Annotated in this window: 21 protein-coding genes and 1 tRNA gene; all 22 read right to left on the bottom strand. The window is 41.1% G+C overall.

Going from position 1 to position 22771, the window contains the following annotated elements; genetic code table 11:
* Positions 1–2: 2 nt before the first annotated feature.
* On the bottom strand, positions 3–821 hold the full coding sequence (locus ACERDH_RS00615; protein ID WP_386681491.1) for a Cof-type HAD-IIB family hydrolase: 819 nt from the start codon (positions 819–821) through the stop codon (positions 3–5).
* A complete protein-coding gene (locus tag ACERDH_RS00610; protein WP_386681489.1) occupies positions 821–1615 on the bottom strand; it encodes a Cof-type HAD-IIB family hydrolase in 795 nt (264 codons plus the stop codon). Before ACERDH_RS00610 ends, ACERDH_RS00615 begins: the two co-directional genes overlap by 1 nt.
* Positions 1612–5151 carry a chromosome segregation protein SMC gene (smc, locus tag ACERDH_RS00605; RefSeq protein WP_386681486.1) on the bottom strand — a complete coding sequence of 1180 codons (3540 nt, stop codon included), beginning with the start codon at positions 5149–5151 and terminating at the stop codon, positions 1612–1614. Before smc ends, ACERDH_RS00610 begins: the two co-directional genes overlap by 4 nt.
* Positions 5142–5840 carry a ribonuclease III gene (rnc, locus tag ACERDH_RS00600; protein WP_033688897.1) on the bottom strand — a complete coding sequence of 233 codons (699 nt, stop codon included), beginning with the start codon at positions 5838–5840 and terminating at the stop codon, positions 5142–5144. Before rnc ends, smc begins: the two co-directional genes overlap by 10 nt.
* Positions 5841–6022: 182 nt before the next feature.
* Positions 6023–6094 (bottom strand) — tRNA-Arg (locus ACERDH_RS00595).
* Between the two features lie 66 nt (positions 6095–6160).
* Positions 6161–7147 carry a GMP reductase gene (locus ACERDH_RS00590; RefSeq protein ID WP_386681482.1) on the bottom strand — a complete coding sequence of 329 codons (987 nt, stop codon included), beginning with the start codon at positions 7145–7147 and terminating at the stop codon, positions 6161–6163.
* Between the two features lie 199 nt (positions 7148–7346).
* The gene (locus tag ACERDH_RS00585; RefSeq protein ID WP_386681479.1) at positions 7347–8126 is read right to left on the bottom strand and encodes an L-threonylcarbamoyladenylate synthase; all 780 of its coding nucleotides are present in this window, start codon (positions 8124–8126) and stop codon (positions 7347–7349) included.
* A gap of 27 nt (positions 8127–8153) precedes the next feature.
* Entirely contained in the window at positions 8154–8747 is a 594-nt protein-coding gene (gene leuD / locus ACERDH_RS00580; RefSeq protein ID WP_269796704.1) for a 3-isopropylmalate dehydratase small subunit, read from the bottom strand.
* A gap of 9 nt (positions 8748–8756) precedes the next feature.
* Positions 8757–10139, bottom strand: coding sequence for a 3-isopropylmalate dehydratase large subunit (gene leuC / locus ACERDH_RS00575; RefSeq protein ID WP_261034127.1), 1383 nt, complete (start codon positions 10137–10139; stop codon positions 8757–8759).
* A 3-nt stretch (positions 10140–10142) separates the two neighbouring features.
* Positions 10143–10412 carry a DUF1294 domain-containing protein gene (locus ACERDH_RS00570; RefSeq protein ID WP_386681474.1) on the bottom strand — a complete coding sequence of 90 codons (270 nt, stop codon included), beginning with the start codon at positions 10410–10412 and terminating at the stop codon, positions 10143–10145.
* Positions 10409–11446 carry a 3-isopropylmalate dehydrogenase gene (gene leuB / locus ACERDH_RS00565; RefSeq protein ID WP_386681471.1) on the bottom strand — a complete coding sequence of 346 codons (1038 nt, stop codon included), beginning with the start codon at positions 11444–11446 and terminating at the stop codon, positions 10409–10411. The genes ACERDH_RS00570 and leuB overlap by 4 nt, the downstream gene beginning before the upstream one ends.
* Positions 11447–11457: 11 nt before the next feature.
* On the bottom strand, positions 11458–13020 hold the full coding sequence (locus tag ACERDH_RS00560) for a 2-isopropylmalate synthase (protein ID WP_386681468.1): 1563 nt from the start codon (positions 13018–13020) through the stop codon (positions 11458–11460).
* Positions 13021–13323: 303 nt separating this feature from the next.
* The gene (locus ACERDH_RS00555) at positions 13324–13980 is read right to left on the bottom strand and encodes an MmcQ/YjbR family DNA-binding protein (RefSeq protein ID WP_261050732.1); all 657 of its coding nucleotides are present in this window, start codon (positions 13978–13980) and stop codon (positions 13324–13326) included.
* A gap of 43 nt (positions 13981–14023) precedes the next feature.
* Positions 14024–14656 carry a copper homeostasis protein CutC gene (locus ACERDH_RS00550; RefSeq protein ID WP_386681464.1) on the bottom strand — a complete coding sequence of 211 codons (633 nt, stop codon included), beginning with the start codon at positions 14654–14656 and terminating at the stop codon, positions 14024–14026.
* 92 nt (positions 14657–14748) lie between these two features.
* Positions 14749–15108, bottom strand: a complete 360-nt coding sequence (locus ACERDH_RS00545; protein WP_084863353.1) for a YbaN family protein — start codon at positions 15106–15108, stop codon at positions 14749–14751.
* Positions 15109–15212: 104 nt separating this feature from the next.
* Complete coding sequence (gene topA, locus ACERDH_RS00540) at positions 15213–17300, bottom strand: type I DNA topoisomerase (RefSeq protein ID WP_386681460.1); 2088 nt, start codon at positions 17298–17300, stop codon at positions 15213–15215.
* Between the two features lie 117 nt (positions 17301–17417).
* A complete protein-coding gene (dprA, locus tag ACERDH_RS00535) occupies positions 17418–18266 on the bottom strand; it encodes a DNA-processing protein DprA (protein WP_386681457.1) in 849 nt (282 codons plus the stop codon).
* A gap of 87 nt (positions 18267–18353) precedes the next feature.
* Positions 18354–19043: a sugar phosphate nucleotidyltransferase gene (locus tag ACERDH_RS00530; RefSeq protein WP_386681454.1), complete on the bottom strand. Its 690-nt coding sequence runs from the start codon at positions 19041–19043 to the stop codon at positions 18354–18356.
* Positions 19044–19054: 11 nt separating this feature from the next.
* Positions 19055–19933, bottom strand: a complete 879-nt coding sequence (locus tag ACERDH_RS00525) for a DMT family transporter (protein ID WP_000791850.1) — start codon at positions 19931–19933, stop codon at positions 19055–19057.
* A complete protein-coding gene (gene licA, locus ACERDH_RS00520; RefSeq protein ID WP_000411230.1) occupies positions 19923–20792 on the bottom strand; it encodes a choline kinase LicA in 870 nt (289 codons plus the stop codon). Before licA ends, ACERDH_RS00525 begins: the two co-directional genes overlap by 11 nt.
* Before the next feature lie 16 nt (positions 20793–20808).
* Positions 20809–21831, bottom strand: coding sequence for a ribitol-5-phosphate dehydrogenase (locus ACERDH_RS00515; protein ID WP_386681449.1), 1023 nt, complete (start codon positions 21829–21831; stop codon positions 20809–20811).
* Positions 21832–21835: 4 nt separating this feature from the next.
* On the bottom strand, positions 21836–22543 hold the full coding sequence (locus ACERDH_RS00510; RefSeq protein WP_261060408.1) for an IspD/TarI family cytidylyltransferase: 708 nt from the start codon (positions 22541–22543) through the stop codon (positions 21836–21838).
* Between the last annotated feature and the right edge of the window lie 228 nt (positions 22544–22771).

The following is a 22771-nucleotide window of genomic DNA, read 5'->3' as shown; positions in this document are numbered from 1 at the left end:
TCTTAGTTCTCCTTTAGCACATATTCTTCGATAGCCCAAGCAACAGCCTCTTCATCATTGGTCATTGGCGTCACTACATTTGCGACTGCCTTAACTTCAGGAACAGCGTTTTGCATGGCAACACCAAACCCTGCCCATTCAATCATAGAAAGGTCATTGGCCTCGTCACCACAGGCCATCACTTGGCTTTGGTCGATTCCTAGATGGCTGATCAGTTTTGCCAAACCTGTTGCTTTATGAACATTCTTTGGTGACCACTCTAGCAACATTTCCCGTGATTTAAAGATTTCATATTGGTCAAACAATTCTGGAGAAATCTTCTGAATGGCTGCATCCAAGGGTTCTTGAGCAAAGGCAGTCACGCACTTATTGTAGGTCATTTGACTAGACAAGTCTTCAAAGTCTACTGGAACAAAGGTCAATGCTGGATTGAATTTGGCATAAAGACTTTCTTGGTCAGATTGAATTTGATAAACAGTTCCTTCTGAGATGGCATCAAGAGGCAGTGATAATTTCTCTGTTTCTTCATACAAACGTGCCACATCATCATATGAAAAGACTGTTTTATCAAGGATTTCACCTGTATTTTTCTGAACTAAACCTCCATTAAAAGTAATCGTATACTCATCTGCATGACCATCAGTCCCTAGCTCATGGAGAAAGAAATCCATGGCTTTTAAGGGACGACCAGTTGTCAATACGACCTTGATACCACGATCACGCGCAGCTTTCAAGGTTGCCTTGGTGCGATCCGTCAGCCTTTTATCAGTAGTCAGCAAGGTCCCGTCCAAGTCCAATGCAATCAATTTTATATCTGCCATTATAAGACCTCCATATAAGCTATAACCGACTGGTCCTTATGATGACCAATCACTGTCTCTGCTAATTCTAAAATTTCAGGTCGTGCATTTTCAGGAGCTACAGGATGTCCCACAACCTGCATCATATGCAAGTCATTTAGATTGTCTCCAAAAGCCATAACCTGATCCATTGTGATGCCAAGTTTTTTAGCCAATTCAACAATGGCCACACCCTTATCGACATAGTCCAGAACAATATCAATGGATTCAAAGCCAGTTGTCATGGCCTTAACACCAGGGACATTTTCGTTTACCCAAGCTTCCCCAGCTTCTAGCGTTTCTTCTGTGAAGTTGGTTGTAAATTTGAAAATGTCATCTTTAATATCTTCCAGACTCGCTACTTTTTGTATATTTTCATTATAGTGCTGACTCACTTTTAAATAGGTCTCATCAACCGTATCTAGCACATAAGAGCCCTTTTTCCCCGTCAAGAGCAATTTATTGATATCTACATAAGGTGACGTTTTCAGCCTTTCAAAAGTTGATAGATAAAACTCACGAGACATGGTCGCTTCATACAAGTCCTGACCTTGATATTCGACCAAACTGCCATTTTCTGCGATAAAAATAATGTCATCACGAACATCAGCAAATAATTTTTCTAGAGATAAAAATCCGCGCCCCGAAGCCACCGCAAAGTAAATCCCTTTTTCCTTGTAGGAAACCAAGAGAGACTTGAGGCGGTCCATATCAAAGCGTCCATTCTCATCTAGGAAGGTTCCGTCCATATCCGTTGCTACTAGTTTAATTGTCATCCTTCAATACTTTCTAAATCTTTTAACTTAACCGAAACAATTTTTGAGACACCTGACTCTTGCATGGTCACTCCATAGATAGAATCGGCTGCCGCCATGGTTCCCTTACGGTGGGTTACGACGATAAACTGGCTGTCCTTATCAAATCGATTGAGGTAATCCCCGAAACGTTTAACATTGGCTTCGTCAAGTGCAGCCTCTACCTCATCCAAGATAACAAATGGAATGGTCTTGACACGAATAATGGAGAAAAGCAAAGCTAGAGCTGACAGAGCTTTTTCACCACCACTCATGAGGTTAAGCGACTGGATTTTCTTACCTGGAGGTTGAACAGAAATCTCCACACCAGCTGTTAAAAGGTCGCCCTCAGTCAATATCAAGTCCGCCTGACCTCCACCAAACATCTGCTTGAATGTCACTTTAAAGGACTCACGAATAGCTTCAAAGGTGGATTTAAATCGTTCCTTGACCTCATCATTCATCTCTGTGATGGTTTCAAGAAGCAGACTTTTCGCTGATAAAATATCATCTCGCTGACTATTTAGAAAGTCCAGACGGTTGTGAACTTCTTCGTACTGGTCAATAGCTTCCAAGTTGACCGGACCCAGCGAACGAATAGCCTTCTCTAAGTCCTGCACCTCTTGCTCTGCCAGATTGAGATTTTCCAACTCATGCGCATTTTCTAAAGCTTCAGTATAGCTAATCTGATACTGGTCTGTTAATTGGCTTTGTAGATGACGTAAGCGCTCGCTGACCTTTTCTTTCTTAGCTTCAGCACGTGTTTGCTTGCGAATCCACTCTTCATTCTGCTGGCGAGCCTGATCCAAATGACTAGCAATATCATCCAGTTGACCTTCAATATCATCCAACTCAAACTGCTTGCGAATTAAACCTTGTTGGAGGTTTGTTTTCTGAGTTTTGGCTTCTTCTACCTGTTGACTGAGCAAATCTGTATCAACCTTCTCCAGATTATCAACCTTTTCTTGAAGAAGGCGCTGGATTTCCTCTTGTTCGATATCTAGATTATTCAATTCCTTGCCTAGACGGTCAATATCAGCTACTTCATAACGTTTTTGCCCTTGTAGTTCTGTCTTAAGCAAGCGAGCTTGCGCTACCTGTTCTTGCAAGTTCTGATAACGTTCTTGGATGGCATTTTTATTAGACTTAATCTCTTCAATCTCAGCTTCCAGATTTTGCTTGTCACTGGAAATAGTAGCAAGTCGCTCTTGGCATTTTTCCTTATCTGCTTGCCAATCTCCCTCAGAAAGACGATTTAATTCCTCTTCTTGGAGTTTCCAAAGAGTTTCCAGTTCTTCAACTTGATGACTGGTCTGCTGATAAGCGAGGGACAAGCCTTGCTCCTGAATACGTGCCTGCTCTCCTTGAGATTTGATAGCTTCTAATCTTTCTGTCAATCTAGCCATCTCATCTTGCAAGGTCTTCAAAGATACCTCTTCTAAACGAAGACTTGCTTCTTCTTCAGCAATTTCTTTTTGCAATTGCTCCAGTTCTGGCTTGATAAAAATACTGTTGTTCTGGCGATTGGCTCCACCTGCGTAAGAGCCACCTGTGCGCAACTCTGTACCGTCCAATGTCACCATACGAACCTGATAACGAACCTGACGAGCTGCTGCACGCGCGTGTTCTACGGTATCAAAAATAGCCGTCGTAGCTAGCAAGTTCTTGAAAATAGCTTCCAACCTATTATCGAATGTCACCAAGTCATCTGCCATACCAAGGAAACCTGGACTTGCAGAGATAGCATCTTGGTTCTGACTAGAAATCGTACGCGCCTTGATCGTTGTCAAAGGAAGGAAGGTGGCACGACCAGCTCTGTTTCGTTTGAGGAAATCAATCGCCTTAGTTGCCGCGTTTTCATCTTCCACGATGATATGCTGACTGCTGGCTCCAAGCGCAATCTCTAGGGCAATTTGATAATGCACATCAAAGGTCAGATGCTCACTAACTGCCCCAATTATTCCACCTAGACGATCTTTCTCTTGGAGAACACTCTTAACACCTGCATAAAAGTTACTATGATTTCTCAGGATGTTTTCCAGACTTTGGGCTCTAGCCCGCTTGTTTTTGAGACTATCCAGACGGTCAAAGAGTTGACTTTGTTGAGTTTGATAGGAAGTTTTCTGCTCCTCTTGCTCCTTGGCACAGATTTGATAATCGGCCAATAATTTCTGAACCTTCTCCTTGGCAGTTTCAAGTTCTTCTTTTTGCTGACTGGCCTTCTCTTTAGCTGTAGCCAGTTGTTCTTTTAGTTTTTGTAGTTGATCTGCTTGTTTTTGAGAAAGCTGACGACTATTTTCCAACTCATTCTCAATACGGGTCAGCTGGTTTGAGACATCCGCTTCTTCTTGTAAAAGAGCTACAAAGCGTTCACGTAGAAGCTCAATCATCTGATCAGGATCATCTGAAAAAGCTAGTAATTCAGCCTCTAATTGATTCAGTTTTTGATTATTTTGGACTAGATTTTCCTCTAACAGAGTTAAAGAGCTTTCTTTATCAGATTTTTCTTGGCTGAGTAAATTTCTCTTATCCTCCAAAGCAGCCAAACGGGCTTGTGCTTCCTGTTGATTCAGGGCTACTTGTTCAGATTCTAGTTTCGATAAAGCTAATTTTCTCTCTAAATCACTAATTAGACTGGTCAAATCCATCAAACTGCCCTGATCTTTGGTCATCTCAGCTTGTAAATCTTGACGTTGCTTCTTGAGATTCTGATTTTCTTCTTCTAATTTTTCACGCTTTTGGTAATAGCCCGTCAAGAGTTCCTGAACCTGAGCCAACTCTTCTTCAGTCGACTCTAGTTCAGACTTATTTTCTTTGATTTGAGCAACCAAAACATCCAAGTAAATGGCCTTACGCTGACCTTCCAAATTTAGAAACTTACGGGCATTTTCAGCTTGCTTCTCAAGAGGTTTGATTTGATTATCTAACTCGTAGATAATGTCTTCTAGACGATCCAGATTATCCTGAGTTTGCTGCAGTTTACTCTCTGTTTCTTTTCTGCGAGTCTTGTATTTCAAAACTCCTGCAGCTTCTTCAAAAATAGCTCTCCGTTCCTCAGGCTTAGAATTAAAAATCTCTTCAACCTTCCCTTGGGAAATAATAGAGAAGGAATCTCGGCCCAAACCTGTATCCAAAAAGAGGTCATGAATATCACGCAGACGGACTTTCTTGCCGTCAATCTTGTATTCGCTATCTCCACTACGATAGATATGGCGTTCTACCCTGATTTCTTGACCTGCGTCCTTGATAAATCCGTCATTATTATCCAGAGTCACAACTACAGAAGCATAATTGAGTGGTTTGCGACTTTCGGTCCCAGCAAAGATAACATCCGGCATCTTGCCACCACGGAGGCTCTTAACACTGGACTCTCCCAATGCCCATCGCAGGCTTTCTGTGATATTTGACTTTCCAGATCCATTGGGTCCAACAACTGCCGTCACACCTTGGTCAAAGACGACCTTAGTCTTATCAGCAAAAGACTTGAATCCCTGAATTTCGATTTCCTTTAAATACATGAATCCAGCCCTTTCTCAACGGCATTTTTGGCAGCTTCCTGCTCTGCTAATTTCTTAGAACGACCTTGACCTTGACCAATGCTCTTGCCTTCAACCAGAACTTCTACATCAAAGACCTTATCGTGGGCAGGCCCTGTTTCAGAAATCACCTGATAACGAATAGACACATCGCCATTGACCTGAAGTAACTCTTGGAGATGGGTTTTGTAGTCTGTAATCATCTCAAATTCGCCTGCTTCAACCTTAGGAATCATGACTTGATAAATAAATTCCTTGACCTTGGCCACATCCTTATCTAAAAGGAGGGCACCGAGAAAGGCTTCAAAGGCATCACCAAGAATGGTATCACGATTGCGACCACCCGATTTTTCTTCCCCCTTACCAAGCTTAATAAACTGGTCAAACTGGCAATCACGCGCAAAACCAGCCAAACTCTCCTCGCGGACAATCATGGCACGGAGTTTAGACAAGTCACCCTCAGGTTTTTTAGGATATTTTTTATACAGATATTCTGAAATCAATAACTGTAGAACAGCGTCTCCTAAAAATTCCAAGCGTTCGTTGTGTGAAATTTTTAAGAGGCGGTGCTCATTGGCATAACTCGTATGAGTAAAGGCAGTTTCCAGTAAATTTTTGTCTGCAAATTCGATTGCAAAATGATTCTTTAGTACAGTTTGTAATTCTTTCATACCAACCTCTTTCTAACTGATAACAGTCCTTTTTATTATATCAAAAAAAGCCCCCTGAGTCACTTTAAAACGGAACTGGAGGGGATTTGGGCACACTATAGAATATGATTTTCAGTTTTAGGGACAAATTTAGAGCAGTGTAAAGAAAAAAGCCCTATTAAAGGCTTTTTAGGATGTTTACATCCACCCTGAGGGAATCGAACCCCCATCTCAAGAACCGGAATCTTACGTGATATCCATTACACTAAGGGTGGAAACTTGTTTTATTATAACAAAAATTTACTCTAATAACAAGTTTTTTTCTAGTGAGATAGACCGTCTTAGTGGGACGCATCCCCATTCCAGATAGAGTTTTTCACGATAACATAATCAACGTGTTTGAGGTCTGCAACCTCACGTCCACCAGCGTAGGAAATAGCACTTTGAAGGTCTTGTTCCATCTCAGTTAAAGTGTCTTGCAGGTGACCTTTGGCAGGAAGCAAGATGCGTTTTCCTTCGACATTTTTATAAGCACCTTTTTGATATTGTGAGGCTGAACCGTAATATTCTTTGAACTGTTCGCCATCGACTTCAATCGTGTTCCCTGGACTTTCGATGTGTCCTGCAAAGAGGGATCCAATCATGACCATGCTGGCACCGAAGCGGATAGACTTGGCAATATCACCATGAGTACGAATTCCTCCATCAGCTATAATCGGTTTACGTGCCGCCTTAGCACACCAACGGAGAGCAGCCAACTGCCAACCACCTGTACCAAAACCAGTCTTGACCTTGGTGATACAAACCTTACCAGGACCAATTCCGACCTTAGTAGCATCCGCACCAGCATTTTCAAGTTCACGCACAGCTTCTGGTGTTCCCACATTTCCAGCAATGACAAAGGTATCTGGCAATTCTTTCTTGATGTGTTGAATCATAGAAATCACGCTATCTGCATGACCATGAGCAATATCAATCGTGATGTATTCTGGAGCATCAGCCTTGAGCTGGCTAACGAAATCATACTCATAGTCCTTAACACCGACAGAGATAGAAGCAATGAGCCCTTGATCATGCATGCGTTTGATAAAAGGAATGCGTCCTGCTTCATCAAAACGGTGCATAATGTAGAAGTAACCACCTTTAGCCAGTTGCTCTGCTACATTTTCATCCAAAATCGTCTGCATATTAGCTGGTACAACAGGTAGTTTAAAGGTGTGATTTCCTAGAGTGACGCTTGTGTCCGCTTCTGCACGGCTTTTAATGACACATTTATTTGGGATCAATTGAATATCTTCGTAATCAAAAATTGGAAATTCATTTAACATATCGATGTCTCGTTTCTTTTGTAATGACCTACCTATGCTCTCGCATCACTACGTCTTTTCCGACGTTTCCTTAATTTATTATAAACTAAAGTACAGTTTTTGTCAAATAATTTTATAAATTAAAATATATTGTTCGGATTTTACTTGTGTAAATAACAAAAGAAAGGAGAGATTATTTTCTCCCCACTTCTTCTACATTCTAATAATACTCGCCCTGACGGTAGTCCCATGAGTTAAAGGTATCTGACAGGTGCATCATGATTTTATCAATGTCAAGCCCTTTGCGGATAACCACTGGAGCTGGTGAGGTTGAACGAGCTCCTCCTTGTTCTGGGATGAGTTTGCCGTCTTTATCGACCATTGAGACCATCACACCTTGCTCATAGCGTGTTTCAATCGTTTTGTCAGGCTGGATAGATGCCACGTAGTCGTCTGCTTCGATGACAAGGTCCACTGCTCCTTCGATGCGTTCTCCAATACCTTCTACCTTACCACGGTTTCCTTTTCCAGATGGATTTGCAGATGAGGCATAGACCATCTTACCTTCCTCCCAAAGTTTGGCAGCCAATTGTTCACCAGCTTTCCCGAACTTGATAACGAAACAACTAGTACCACGAACGTCGGTCATGAGTTCTTCACGGCCATCACCGTATGCTTTGAGCTTTTCAAAAGCTTCTGGTTTCCAAGGAAGGATACAACCAAGAAGAATATCTTCATCCCAATGTTTTTGGTAAAAGGATTCAATTTCTGGGTTGAGTTGTGCTAAAGCACGAAGCTCATCCATGCTACCGCAGAGAACAACACCTGGTTTGTTACGTTTGCGTTCTTTGGCTGCAAACTTACGCTCAAGTCCTGCCTTATCACTAGTCATGATGATGTAACCAACTTTGGTAGGACAAACGATACAACCGCCCTCACCTTTTAAAATGTCATAGCCTTCTTGTGAAAGTGTTCCGTTCCATTGAATGTGTTTTGTCATAATTCTATTTCCTTTTCTATTTTTCTTCTAATCCTGCCAGTAGGCTGGTCGTTGTTTTTCATAAGCAGCAATCAAATCTTCATACTGCAAAGTAATACCGATATCATCCAAACCATTTAAGAGCTTGTGTTTCCATTCACTATCGATTTCAAAAGTGAATTCTCCAACTGGTGAGATGATTTTTTGTTGATCCAAGTCCACAGTTACCTGGTCACTTGGTTTTAGCTGGGCCAGTTTCTCTCTAACCTCTCTGGGCTGTACAATAGGCAACATGCCATTATTGAGTTCATTATTGTAATGAATATCCCCAAAAGACCCTGCAATCACGACTTTAAAACCGTAGTCAGCTAATGCCCAAGCTGCATGCTCCCTCGAAGAACCTGCGCCAAAGTTATCCCCTGATATGAGAATAGTTGCTTTCCGATATTCAGGTCGGTTAAAGACAAAGTCTGGGTCCTCGGTGTACTTGTCATCCAGATAACGCCAAGCGTACATGAGGTACTTACCAAAGCCTTTTTTATCAATCAACTTTAGAAACTGCTTGGGTAGGATTTGGTCGGTGTCGATGTTATCATTCATGAGAGGAACGGTCGTTCCCGTATAAACTGTAAATTTCTCCATATCCTCTCCTTACTGGGCTTCTGGCATTTGCCGAACATCTACGAATCGCCCTGCGATAGCTGCCGCAGCTGCCATGGCTGGACTGCAGAGATGGGTCTTAGCGCCAAATCCTTGTCTGTCCTCAAAGTTCCGATTGCTGGTTGAGGCACAGTGAACACCATCAGGTACCTTGTCAGGATTCATCCCTAGGCACATGGAGCAACCTGGGTCTCTCCACTCAAAACCAGCATCTAGGAAGACCTTGTCCAAGCCCAACTTCTCAGCAGCTCGTTTGACAGGACGAGAGCCTGGAACTACAATTGCTGTTAGATTGGGAGCTATTTTCTTTCCTTTGACAAATCGAGCAGCCAGTTGCAAGTCGCTGAGACGAGCATTGGTACAAGAACCGATAAAGATATAGCCCAGTTCAATATCTGCTGGCTTTTGACCAGGCTCCAAGTCCATATAATTGTAGGCTCGTTCATCATTCATATCCTTAATTTCTGGGAAACTACTGTCAAAGTCAACTCCCATAGCAGGGTTGGTTCCCCAGGTCACCATAGGAGCAAGATCTGAGACATCCATCTGGATAACCTTATCATAAACAGCATCATCATCACTGACAATTGTTTTCCAATCCGCCACAGCCTCTTCGAAGTCCTCTGGAACACACTCGCGTCCCTTGAGATAATCAAAGGTGGTTTGATCCGGATTCATGATTCCCATCTTGGATCCAAACTCGATGGACATATTGCAGATGGTCATTCGCTCTTCCATGCTCAGTGCATCAATAGCTTGTCCTCTATATTCCACCACGTAGCCTACACCGCAAGCAACGCCGTATTTAGCAATTAAGGAGAGAATGAAATCCTTGGAATAAACTCCTTTTTGAGGAACTCCAGTGAATTCTACCAACATTTTCTTGGGTTTAACTTGCCAGAGGGTCTGGGTAGCGAAGACATGCTCAACCTCACTAGTCCCAATCCCAAAGGCGATGGCTCCAAAAGCTCCGTGAGTAGCCGTATGACTGTCTCCACATACGATGAATTTTCCTGGTTGGGTCCGTCCTGTCTCTGGACCAACCATATGAACGATCCCCTGTTTTTCAGAACCGTGGGCCGCATGTTCAATCCCAAACTCCTCAACATTTTCAGCCAGCTTATCAATTTGAGCCTTAGAAATCACATCTCGAATATCGTAGATATTGACTGTCGGGACATTGTGGTCAAAGGTTCCAAATGTCAAGTCTGGTCGTCTCAATCTGCGTCCTGCATCTCGTAATCCTTGAAAAGCCTGAGGACTGGTCACCTCGTGGATATAGTGCTGATCCACATACATGAGTTGGGGCTGCCCCTCTTCTCCTGTGATGACATGACGGTCCCATAATTTATCAAAAATCGATTTTCCTGCCATCCATTACCTCCAAATAAAATATAAGGCTACTAGTGTGGACACCATCCCGAGAAACCAAACTGTTTTAAAATACCATTTTCGAGTCTTGTGGTGAAAGATGATTCCTGCCAAACAGGCACCAAAACCACCACAAGTAAAGGCTAAAATGAGTAAGATTTTCTCTGGGATGCGCCAAACTCTTCTCCTTGCCTTAGATTTGTCAATGCCATAAATCAAGAAAACTATGACATTCCAAATCAAAAGGACTAGAGTAATTCTTTCGTCTAACTTCATAACCTTGCAATAATAGCTTCTGTCATTTCCTTAGTCGAAGCCTGTCCACCTATATCTCTTGTTAAAATACCAGACGCTAGACTTGCCTCAACAGCACGCTCGATACGCTCTGCATCCCCATAACGTCCAAAACTATCTCTCAACATCATCGCCACTGATAAAATCATGGAGATAGGATTTGCAATTCCTTGACCAGCAATATCAGGTGCTGAACCGTGAATAGGTTCATAGAGACTTGGTCCATTTTCAGAATGACTGGATGATGGCATAACCCCAAGTGTGCCAGATAAAACGCTTGATTCATCAGATAGAATATCTCCGAAAAGATTCTCCGTTACAATAACATCAAACTTGGCAGGATTGGTAATCATGAGCATGGCAGCTGAGTCTACTAACTGGTGTTCCAAGGTCACATCTGGGAAATCCTGTGAGACCTTCTCAGCTACTTTCCGCCAGAGTTTTGAGGTCGCTAGAACATTTTGCTTATCGATACTAGTAACGATTTTTCTGCGATTTCTTGCAATTTCAAAGGCTTTGCGAATAATCCGCTCCACTTCCTCATAGCTATAGTCGTTAATATCACGCGCTTTTTGCTCTTCAAGAATATGATCTCCAAAGTAAATCCCGCCTGTCAACTCCCGCACCACGACAAAGTCTACCCCAGCAATTCGTTCTGGTTTGAGAGGTGACAAATGCTTGAGACTCTCAAAGATTTTGACTGGGCGAATATTGGCATAGAGATTGAGTTCCTTACGGAGAGCCAGTAAGCCTTGTTCAGGCCGAACCACTGCCCCATCATACTGTGGACTGCCGATAGCCGCTAGGAGAATTGCATCTGCTTCTCTACTTGCCTTGAGGGTTTCATCAGGTAAGGGATGCCCTGCAGCATCGATACCTGCACCTCCAAAAGGTCGTCTATCAATCTCATAGTCAAAACCTGTTTTTTCAGCTAGAGCTTCCAGAACATCTAAACCAGCCTCCATGATTTCTGGGCCGATTCCATCCCCTGCTAGAGCTACTATTTTTTTTGTCATAGCATTCTCCTTTACACACTCGGCATGTCACGATAGGAAACACTGCGTCCCATCTCACCAGCATTCTCCTTTTGAACAAAGGTATTGGCATTGATGTAGGCAATAGCTGAAGCCTTCAACACATCGAAATCAAGACCTGCTGCGTTAAAGATGGTTTCTGTATCTCTATTTTCAACAGTGACCAAAACCCGAGCTTGGGCATCGATTCCATCCGTCACAGCATCAATAGTATAGGACACCAAGCGAACGGATTGATTGAAGAATTTGTCGATAGCATTGAATATAGCTTCAACAGAACCTTGTCCTGTCGCATTAAATTCGACTTTCTCATCTTCCATATTAGCTAGGCTAACGAGTGCTTCTATATCATTATCCGCATGAGTTTGTAGTTGTAAATCATCAAAGTGGAAGCCTTCTGGATTTTCAACCATGGTTCCAGCTACCAAAGCTCGAATATCTGCATCTGTGATTTCTTGCTTCTTGTCTGCTAGAGCCTTAAACTTAGCAAAGAGTGGCTTGATGTCCTCCTCTGTAAATTCTAGGGCCAATTCTCTTAGTTTCTCTACAAAGGCATGGCGACCTGACAATTTTCCAAGCGGAAGACTATTACTCTTAACACCAACCAATTCAGGGGTGATGATCTCATAAGTGAGGGGATTTTTAAGAACTCCATCTTGGTGAATACCAGATTCGTGAGAGAAGGCATTACCACCGACCACAGCCTTGTTTTTAGGAACTGGAATTCCTGAAAAGCGAGAAACCATTTCTGACGTATTGATGGTTTCATTTAAAACAATACTAGTTTCTGCTTGATAGTAATCTTGGCGAATATTGAGAGCCACTGCTATTTCTTCCAAAGCAGCATTTCCAGCTCGCTCACCAATACCGTTGATAGTTCCTTCGACACGTCCTGCCCCATTCTTGACAGCAGCAAGGCTATTAGCCACTGCCATTCCAAGGTCATCGTGGCAGTGAGGCGAATAGATGATCTGACGATCCGTCTTGACATTCTCAATCAAGTATTTGAAGATAGCTCCATATTCCTCTGGTGTGGTAAATCCTACCGTATCAGGAATATTGATATAAGACGCACCTGCATCAACCGCTGTTTGAACAACTTGTAGAAGGAAATCCAACTCTGTTCTGGTCGCATCTTCAGGAGAGAATTCGACCACTTCAAACTTGGAACGTGCATAAGAGACATGCTCACTGATTGCTTCCAAAATCTCTTCCTTGCTCTTATTGAGCTTATACTTTCGGTGAATCGGACTGGTTGCAATAAAGACGTGCACTTGTGGATACTTGGCGTCCTTGAGGGCCTCGTAACAAGCATCAATATCAGACTTGACAGAGCGTGCTAAACCAGTCACCGCTGTTTTCTTCAAGGCCTTAGCAATCTCCTGAACTGCCGTAAATGAGTCTGGACTAGCCGCTGGAAAACCAGCTTCGATGGCTGAAATGCCCCATTTCTCCAGCTGTCTTGCAATGGCAATTTTTTCCTTGATTGAAAAGTTAACACCCGGTGTCTGTTCTCCATCCCGAAGGCTGGTATCTAGAAATTCAACTGTTCTCATAAGATTTCCCCTTTTCCAAATGTGGTTTTAAAAAAACATCTCGCTCAGAAACCCAAGCGAGATGTTGATTCACTCCCGCTTGGTAAGCCAAACAGGACTAATGCTTTTTGCACTAGCCCGAGTACCTCAACAACAAAGCGAATTGATTAAACTTAGCTGCTTTCATGTTTGACTTTCTCCTTCGTTTGATATCTTGTTTAGTATTTTAGCATAGGCAAAAGTACTTGTCAAGAAAAAATCCAATATTTTCTGAAAATTTCTTCAGTAGAGAATATTTTGCTAATTGAAAATCCTTGAAATGTTTCATTTTTTAGTGGTTAAATTCCAGCTTCTTTCTATCAATTCCAGTACTTCTTCATCTGATAAAGTATCATCAAGCGCCACACTAATCCAGTAACGTTTATTCATATGAAAAGCTGGATAAATGCCGTTTTTTGAAAGTAAGTCAGCTACTTGGTCATGTTTGAGGTTGACTGCTTCCACCTGTCCTTCTCTGCCCTTTTCCAGCTTATCCCAAGAGATTTTCATCAAGACGGCATACCACTTTTGATTTCCTTCGTGTCTTAACACTGCTGTATCAGGCGATTTCTCCCACAGATACTCCAACTGATTACCATACTTTTCCTGAATCTGAGCCATGATACGCTTAGTCTGAGGACAGATAAAATCCTGTACCTCAAAACAAGCCTTCCGAATCTGGTAGAGAATCTCCAGACAAGCCTCACGGACACTTGCAACAAAACTTCCTGTCATGCTTTCCATATGGACTTGAGGATAGAGATCACCTGTTTCCTGATCAAAGACTTGAAAGCTCAAGTTTCCATCAACTACGGACACAGTCATGACAAAGTCACCTTGCAAAATCTGGCAACTATAGGTCCAGACTCCACCATTTTCTACAAAACCATAATCATAAGCCTTTTCTTGATTCAACTGATAGGATTTAAAAATTTCAAACATAAGTGAAAACTGCTACCCAAAGCTAGCAGTTCCTTTCTATTTTTTAAAAGACAACCTTGGTTCCATGCAATTGTGTCACGCCAAGCTGGTCGATAAAGGTTTGACGGTTGTCAAGGTCAATCCCCCCACCTGGTAGAATTTCAATCTTACCTTTAGCCTGTTCCAAAATTCTGTGATAGTGAGCAAAACGTTTTTCTAAGGAGTCACCAGATACACCCGCACGAGTCAGGATTCGAGTAACACCAGCTTGACTAAGCCAGTCAATAGCTTCCAGTTGATCCTCATCACTCAATTCATCAAAGGCCATATGAAAGACAATTTCCATTCCTTTCGATGCAGTAATTAACTTCTCCAGATTAGACTTATCCAACTTCTTATCAGCAGTTAAAGCTCCAAATACAACTCCTTGACTTCCAGCCTGAGCAGTCAAACGAATATCTTCTAGCATGATAGCAATTTCTAGGTCATTATAGACAAAGTCACCACCACGTGGACGAATCATAGTCATGATGGTTGTATCGTAGTTAGCTGCCAATTCAACCGCTGCCTTGGTCACTCCATAGCTGGGAGTTGTCCCACCAACTGCTAGATTGTCACAAAGTTCGATTCGACGAGCTCCAGCCTGCATCGCTTTTTCAAGCAAGGTCACATTTTCAGCACAAAATTCGTAAATCATTTGATTCTCCTTGAAGATTACTTTAAATTTATTATATCATATTGTTGTGAATATGCTTTCAATTTTATCAAGGCAAATAACTACTATTTTAACTATTCTTTGTCTGGAATAACCTTAAAGAGATAATAGGTTATAAAGATAGTCAAAGCACCCAGACCGATTTTGACTGGTAAGAGAGGGGCAAAATAAATGGAAATTCCCATCAAGATGTAGATAGATACGATAATTTTTTTCTTTCGTTCACGCGCAATAGACTTGGTCTCGCGAAAATCAGCCACATATGCTTGATAGAGCTTAGTATGATAAAGCCAGTCTTCGAAGCGCTTGGAACTTTTTGAGAAACAAGCAATAGACAACAAAAGAAAAGGCGTTGTAGGCAGCAAGGGCAAAACAACCCCAATAATAGCCAAGGCCAATGATAAAAAACCAATTATCAAATAGATAAGACGCATAACTTCTCCTAGTTAAAATAATCTTCTTCTAGTTTCGCATACAATGGTGAATTTTGTCAAGTTCTAACCAAAAGAGCCTGAAATTCACTTTCAGGACTCTCTTCTTATTTAATCTTTTCTTCTTCGTAATCACCCTTGCTACAAACAACCTGCTTGCCACCACCACGGACTTTTTTCTCCATGAGGAAGTTGCCACATTTTGGACAGTCACGACCAACAGGCTTATCCCAAGAGGTAAATTCACATTCTGGATAGCGATTGCAACCATAGAAAAGGCGGTTACGTTTTGTTTTACGCTCAATGATTTGTCCCTGATGACAACTTGGACACTCTACACCGATTTCTTTCACGATTGCTTGGGTATGACGGCAATCTGGGAAATTGCTACAAGCGTAGAACTTACCAAAACGACCAAGTTTAATGACCATTGGACTGCCACACACTTCACAGTTAAATCCAGCTGGTTCATCCTTGATTTGGATTTTTTCCATTTCTTCTTCAGCCTTGGCGACTTCTTTAGAGAATGGTTTGTAAAAAGCATCAATGACACGTTGCCACTGCTCTTTTCCGACTTCGACATCATCCAGCTTGCCTTCCATTTCAGCTGTGAAGGTCACGTTTACGATATCTGGAAAATATTCAACGATGAGCTTATTAACAATTTCTCCCAACTCTGTCGGTTCAAAACGTTTGGCTGCAAGGCGAACATAGTAACGTTTCTGAATAGTTTCAATGGTTGGTGCGTAAGTTGACGGACGGCCAACCCCATTTTCCTCCAAGGTCTTAATCAGTGTCGCTTCAGAATAGCGAGCAGGCGGTTGAGTGAAATGTTGCTCTGGTTTGCTATTGACCTGTTTGACCACATCTCCAACAGCCATATCTGGTAACATCTTATTCTTGTCAGAATCATTATAAATGGCAAGATAACCATCAAACTTAACCTGACTACCATTGGCAGCAAATTGAACCCCATTTTGAGACAATTTAACAGCCATAGTATCAAAGACAGCAGCTGTCATCTGGCTAGCCACAAAACGATTCCAGATAAGAGTATAAAGCTTGAGCTGATCCTTGTCCAGATACTTAGCAATACTTTCCGGTGTATTAAAGACGCTAGACGGGCGAATAGCCTCGTGGGCATCCTGAGCTCCAGAAGCATTTTTAACCTTGCTACCATGCTTAGAATACTTGCTACCAAAACGGTCCGTAATGAAACTTGCTGCTTCATTTTGCGCCACTGGACTGATACGAGTCGAATCGGTACGCATATAGGTAATTAAACCTTGCACACCAGAACCAATATTAATCCCTTCATAAAGCTGTTGGGCAACCATCATGGTCTTTCGAGTACGGAAATTGATTTTATTGGCAGCATCCATCTGCATAGATGAAGTGGTATAGGGTAATGGAGCATTGCGTTTGCGCTCTTTCTTATCCACCTGATCCACTGAAAAGTCTTTATTAGTCAGACGAGACAAGACTTCCTTGACCTCATCATTGCTAGTCAGTTTCAGCTTTTTACCATCCACTCCATAGAAGGAAGCCTGAAATTGCTTGGTTCCCTTTTTAAAGACAGCATCAATTGTCCAGTATTCTTCTGGCTGAAAAGCATTAATTTCATTCTCACGGTCAATGATGAGTTTAAGAGCTATGGACTGAACGCGACCTGCTGACAAGCCCTTCTTAACCTTCTTCCACAAAATAGGAGAAATCGAATAGCCTACCAAGCGGTCTAGGACACGACGAGCCTGTTGGGCATCGACCAAGTCCATATCAATCTTACGAGGTTCTTTAAAAGCATTTTTGACCGCATCCTTGGTGATTTCATTGAAGACCACACGGTTGGCATCATTTTCATCTAAGTTGAGAATATGGGCCAAATGCCATGAAATCGCTTCTCCTTCACGGTCCGGGTCACTCGCCAGAAAGACTTTATTAGCTTTTTTGGCTTCTTTTTTCAAGTCATTGATGAGAGGACCTTTTCCTCGGATATTGATATATTCCGGTTCATAATTATTTTCAATATCGACTGACATACTGGATTTCTTCAAATCACGGATATGCCCGACACTGGCTAAAACCTTGTAGTTTCTGCCGAGATATTTTTCAATCGTTTTCGCCTTAGCAGGCGACTCCACGATTACTAGATTTTTTTTAACTGTTGATTTTTTCTTTTTTGTTGCCGTAGCCACAGTATCACACCTTTTCAAAGTAATAAACTTTATAAAGTGTAAACCATTTTGCCATAACTGTCAAGACTTAGCACCTATATATAGAAGAAAAGTTGGTTTAGAAAGAGAAATTTTGTCTTAAAATTCAAATTCCGCAAGAACATCTTGCCCACTTGTAACCAATTTTGCCCCTTCTTGAATCAAATGATGGCAACCGTCTGATAATCCATCTAAAATACTTCCAGGAATAGCAAAAACATCGCGTCCTTCTTCCATTGCTCGCTCACAGGTAATGAGACTACCAGAGCGCATCTTAGCCTCTGCTACAATCACACCTCGACAAAGTCCAGCAATGATGCGATTACGGGCAGGAAAATGAAATTTTAGAGGTTGTTCACCAGGTCCATATTCACTGAGAACCAGATGATCATTGCCGATGTAGTCTTGCAAGCGTTTATTGGCTTTAGGATAAAACACATCCAGTCCTGTTCCAATCACTGCAATGGTTTTTCCGCCATTCTGAAGAGCTGCCATATGAGCTGCTGTGTCAATGCCCTTGGCTAATCCACTGACGATAACCAGTTCATTATCCAATCCCTGAATGACTTTTTCAACTGACTTAGCTCCCTGTTTGCTACAAGCACGACTTCCTACGACCGCTACCTTCGGGAATTTCAAGAGGTCCAGATTTCCCTTGTAAAATAAAAGTACAGGCGCATCATATATTTCACTCAAATCCCAAGGATAACAGTCATCTAAAATAGAAAAAGATGAAAATTTTTGAAATTCTTTCTCCAAATGCGTATCGTCTATCTGAAAATAACGTTCCATAAAAACAGCTGGATTTCTGCAACCTGATATATCTGCAATATCACCCAATAAAAGTTCCTGATCAACATTTTCACCATATTCTAGAACTGCCAAAATCTGTTGATTAGTCAAACCTGATTTTTTTAACTTATAGATTTCATAGTTTGTGATTTTCATAAATCTCTCCATTTCTTTTTCTACTCATCTATTTATTCGTAAAAAATCAAAAAAACATCCGACTATTTTAGTCAGATGTTGGAATCTTTAATTTTCGTTTTTAAGAATTTCTTCTAATTTATGATAGTCTTGGACACTATCGATCTCATAGATGCTATTGCCTTCTAATTCTTCAACATAGACATCCAGTTCTTTGATATTATCCTTAACCATATTGTCCCAGTAAAGATCGACAAATTCACCACTTGCATAAGCCTTGTCAATAAAGTTGACAATCTTTTCTGCAGTTGGAGCATCCCAGAAGGATACACCACTAAGGATGCGACCTGCCTTGCTATCAACAATAATATCTTGAACCTTGTAGTCATCTCCATAGACCAAGAACCATTCGTTGGTACAATCTTCACGATAAACACTAAAATAAGTAGAACGTGTCAAATCATTGCGGAACATATTTTTAAAGAGATAATTATCGGCATCGATAACATAGCTGTTGGCCAATTCTTCTTTTACAAGATAGAGAGAGTAAAAGTTATTGTAGTCAGCGTATTTATCATTGAAAACGAGGCGAACTCCATATTTTTCTTTCAAGTAATCGAATTGTTCTTTAAGATAACCAACGATGATGATGATGTCATCGATTCCTTTTTCTTTGAGAAACTCAATTTGGTACTCAATCAGGGGTTTTTGATTAACCTGAACCAAGGCTTTAGGGGTATTTTCAGTCATAGGACGCAAGCGAGTTCCCAATCCCGCTGCTAAGATGATAGCTTTCACACAAATCTCCTTTATTCTTTAATAATAATATAAACTCCAGCAATGACGACAAGTGACGTAATAATTGTCAGCATATCTAGCGGTGCACCCAAGAAAACAACTGCAAACAAGACTGTCCATACTACATAGCTCACATTCAAGCCTGTAGCCTTGGCTGGTTGCAAGCGATTGATAGCGATATAATAAGCCAAGTAGGAAATCATATCAAAGGCAGCAAAGACAATCATGAGACCTAGTAACTGCCCATTGGCCACTTCTGCAAATGACTGATGAGAGAAGAGCACAATCACAAGATAGGACAAGAATGAAGTTACTTGACGGATTAAGAGGGCCTCGATTTCACTCAATTCACTTTCCATGGCAAAAGAGCTAAGAACACTTTCACTTCCCCATGCAATAGCACAAACCAAAGCACAGAGAATACCAATGTAGAAGGAATTGACCTGTTCAACCTTATAGGTCTGAGCAATTATCCCTCCAATAATCAAGACTATCCCAAACACGGTATTTTTCGAAATCTTGTGCTTTAAAAAGAAGAAAGCCAATAAAACTGAAATCGCAGGATAAATAGCCGATACTGATGAAGCCAAGGAACTTCCGATATACTTAACCGCATAAAGATTGGCCTGCATTCCGATAGGACCAGCTAGCAAGGCTCCTATGATAACACTAACATTGCGAATATTTAAGAAAATTGAGAGACGAACTTTTCCTTCTTTTACCAAGAGAAAAGCTAGTAGAATAAAGATACTCAAGAAATCGTGAGCAGCAGCCACCACAAAGGGTGACAAATCTGTAAAAATCGAAAAGATGTAAGCGCTAATTGTTAGACCTAACCCCCAGAAAACACCTGAGAGTAGACCGAAGGAAACTCCATTTTTATTTTTCATATGAACCTCCATAATTAGCCAGACCTTTAACAGCTCTTTGGTAACGATTCACACCATAGTCACCAAAATCTGCCCCTTGCTCTTCTTTATAGACTGTCCATAGACTCCAAATAGTGTCTTGTAAAATTTTATAGATTGCAATCTTTTCACGAGTGACAGGTGTTTGGGCACTCTCGTAGTGAGATAAGAACTCTTCTTCCTCTTGGGGAGTGAATTCGGACTCTAAAAAGAGGGCAGCCAAATCCCACATTGGATCGTTCATTGATGAATATTCCCAGTCAATCAGATAAAGTCGTCCTTGAGGTGATTCGATAAAGTTTTCAGGCACCAAATCGATATGACAAGATTTTCTGTCAACACCTAAGTCAGCCAGTCTTTTCTCTAAAGAGAAGACTTCTTCTCGAACAGCTTCATAGTTGGCATAAGGGATTTTTTCTTCAATCAAGGATTCGTATTTTTTGATTTCTTCAAAAGGAGCAAATTCTCCCCTTAATTCCTTGCCAGATGCATGGATAGTTTGTAAAATTGGAGCAATTTTATCAAATTTGGTCTTGATTGACGTTGAATCAAGCGTAATCGCAGATTCGATATACTCATTTACTTTGATACCAGCTTCAATATCAAAAAGATAATTTTTTACATCTAAGTCTAAATCCTTTAGTAGTTCAAGATTGTACTTTTCATCTTGACGATTGATCAGCCTTTCTGTCCCTTTACCAAAGAATTTAACAATGTATTGCTTATTTGTTGTTTTGACCAAATAGTTTTGATTGGTCATTCCCCCCAGTTGTTCAACACTGAGGACTTCCTCTTCTTGACTAAGTAGGGAAGAAATTTTCTCTTTAATGATTTTCTCCACAATTAACCTCCAGTTCTTATACTTCCCACTTAAACACGGTTTTAAAGGCTGTGTTTAAATCGGTTGCAAAGACACGGTGAATATCTTTAATTTCTCTTACAGGTTCTTCTAGATAAAGGATATTTTTAAGACGATTGGCAAATTTCTTGACTTCCATCATTTGGATTGCATTTTCAAAATCAATGCGACCAGAACGAGAGGACCCAACTAAGAGCAAGCCCTTTTCTAAGGCATCACGAGTATTGAGATTGACTTTATATTCGCTAACTCCCATCATGAGAATCGTTCCCTGAGGACGAATGTAGCGAATCAAGTCATTAATAGCTGGTCCAGTACCATCACCACCACAACACTCAAAAGCATGGTCAAAGGCCAAATCTTCAGGAATATTATCAGTAATATAACATTCTTTGGCAAATGAGAAAAGTTCCAATTTTTCCCAATGACGACCAATAACCACAATCTCTGCATCTGGCAAAGTATAGTTGATAATATTAGCAACCACAAAAGCTAAACTTCCATCTCCGATAACGGCGATTCGGTCCCGCTTGCTATGAGCAAGGGTCAATAGACGACTCATAGCGTGCATACCGACACTGACAAACTCTGTAATCGCTGCAACCGTATCTTCGATAGCATCATAAGCCACCACACGATCTTTAGGAAGAGAAACAAACTCTCTCATAAAGCCATCAAATCCACTAGACAAGAAATGTGTCCCTGTCATGTAGTTCTCATAAAATTCTTCATCACTTTGCATAGGAGGCTGATTAGGAATCATGACAACTTTTTGCCCAACCTCGTATGTTCCTGTAGGGTCAGCTATAACGGTTCCACATGACTCGTGAATCATTGCCATTGGAAGTTTTTTATTCAAAATCTTTGGATCACGTTTTCCTTGATAGTAACGCTGATCCGCATGACAGACAGCCATGTAATTGGGGCGAATGAGGATATGATTCTCTTGATCAATAGCCTCTTCCTGGTATTTGACATTGATAAACTTAGGCTTTGTTAGTTGGTAAATTTGATTAATCATTTCACTAGTCTTTCTCAATCATACTTTTTGCAATCTTCAAATCTGTTACTGTAGTAATTTTCAAATTTGAATATTCACCCTTAGCCAAGGCCACATCTTTTCCTTTGATTACAAAGATCTTACATGCATCTGTCAAGATTTCCTTCTCTTCAGCAGAGAGAGAACCGTAAAGATCCATGAAGTCCTTGCAACGGAATGTTTGAGGTGTTTGTCCTTGATAGAGGTGAGCACGATTTGGAATATCTGTAATAAATTGACCATTGGTGCTTTCAACGATGGTATCAACCGCTTCTACCACTGTGTCCACTGCGTCATGATTTTGGGCAAGTTGGATATTGTCTTGAATCATGCGAAGTGTAATAAATGGACGAACAGAATCGTGGGTAACAACGATATCCTCTGGAGTAAGCGGACGATAAGCATCAATGGCTTCAATGATTTTCTCAATACTTGTATTGCGGTCAGCACCACCCTTTGTAATGATGATACGATCCTTATGAAGAGGTAGAAATTTATCTACAAGGTCCTCAGCATGGGAAACCCAATCTCCATGGACGCCAACTACAATTTTTTCAATGCTTGGTTCCAAGACAAATTTTTCAATTGTATGAATCAAAATAGGTCGATCACCTAGTTCTAAAAATTGTTTTGGCAAATTACTGATTCCCATGCGTGTGCCAGTTCCACCAGCCAGAATTCCTGCATAAATCATCTATTTTCTCCTTTATCTTACTAAAAAAACTTATTCTCTCTATTATACCACAATCTAGTCCTATCATGAAAGAAATACCGGACCTCCCGTTCTAGAATAGGAGGATGAAGCAATTCTATATCTTCAAAGAAGCTAGTCCATTTCTAGTAATGACTAGGAATTCTGAAGTCATTACCAATAAATGGCTGTGAAATTTTAGAGTTCTTCAGAATAATATAGTTTCCTTAA

Origin of the sequence: Streptococcus bovismuti (genome assembly GCF_042436615.2) — a bacterium.
Lineage (GTDB): Bacteria > Bacillota > Bacilli > Lactobacillales > Streptococcaceae > Streptococcus.
The sequence above is the reverse complement of the archived record's forward strand: the minus strand, read 5'-3'. Positions and strand labels throughout refer to the sequence as shown.

Bases quoted from the DNA above. Each gene is read 5' to 3' on its own strand.
- ACERDH_RS00615 (WP_386681491.1), bottom strand. From the start codon at position 821: ATGGCAGATATAAAATTGATTGCATTGGACTTGGACGGGACCTTGCTG.
- ACERDH_RS00610 (WP_386681489.1), bottom strand. From the start codon at position 1,615: ATGACAATTAAACTAGTAGCAACGGATATGGACGGAACCTTCCTAGAT.
- smc (WP_386681486.1), bottom strand. From the start codon at position 5,151: ATGTATTTAAAGGAAATCGAAATTCAGGGATTCAAGTCTTTTGCTGAT.
- rnc (WP_033688897.1), bottom strand. From the start codon at position 5,840: ATGAAAGAATTACAAACTGTACTAAAGAATCATTTTGCAATCGAATTT.
- ACERDH_RS00590 (WP_386681482.1), bottom strand. From the start codon at position 7,147: ATGTTAAATGAATTTCCAATTTTTGATTACGAAGATATTCAATTGATC.
- ACERDH_RS00585 (WP_386681479.1), bottom strand. From the start codon at position 8,126: ATGACAAAACACATTCAATGGAACGGAACACTTTCACAAGAAGGCTAT.
- leuD (WP_269796704.1), bottom strand. From the start codon at position 8,747: ATGGAGAAATTTACAGTTTATACGGGAACGACCGTTCCTCTCATGAAT.
- leuC (WP_261034127.1), bottom strand. From the start codon at position 10,139: ATGGCAGGAAAATCGATTTTTGATAAATTATGGGACCGTCATGTCATC.
- ACERDH_RS00570 (WP_386681474.1), bottom strand. From the start codon at position 10,412: ATGAAGTTAGACGAAAGAATTACTCTAGTCCTTTTGATTTGGAATGTC.
- leuB (WP_386681471.1), bottom strand. From the start codon at position 11,446: ATGACAAAAAAAATAGTAGCTCTAGCAGGGGATGGAATCGGCCCAGAA.
- ACERDH_RS00560 (WP_386681468.1), bottom strand. From the start codon at position 13,020: ATGAGAACAGTTGAATTTCTAGATACCAGCCTTCGGGATGGAGAACAG.
- ACERDH_RS00555 (WP_261050732.1), bottom strand. From the start codon at position 13,980: ATGTTTGAAATTTTTAAATCCTATCAGTTGAATCAAGAAAAGGCTTAT.
- ACERDH_RS00550 (WP_386681464.1), bottom strand. From the start codon at position 14,656: ATGATTTACGAATTTTGTGCTGAAAATGTGACCTTGCTTGAAAAAGCG.
- ACERDH_RS00545 (WP_084863353.1), bottom strand. From the start codon at position 15,108: ATGCGTCTTATCTATTTGATAATTGGTTTTTTATCATTGGCCTTGGCT.
- dprA (WP_386681457.1), bottom strand. From the start codon at position 18,266: ATGAAAATCACAAACTATGAAATCTATAAGTTAAAAAAATCAGGTTTG.
- ACERDH_RS00525 (WP_000791850.1), bottom strand. From the start codon at position 19,933: ATGAAAAATAAAAATGGAGTTTCCTTCGGTCTACTCTCAGGTGTTTTC.
- ACERDH_RS00515 (WP_386681449.1), bottom strand. From the start codon at position 21,831: ATGATTAATCAAATTTACCAACTAACAAAGCCTAAGTTTATCAATGTC.
- ACERDH_RS00510 (WP_261060408.1), bottom strand. From the start codon at position 22,543: ATGATTTATGCAGGAATTCTGGCTGGTGGAACTGGCACACGCATGGGA.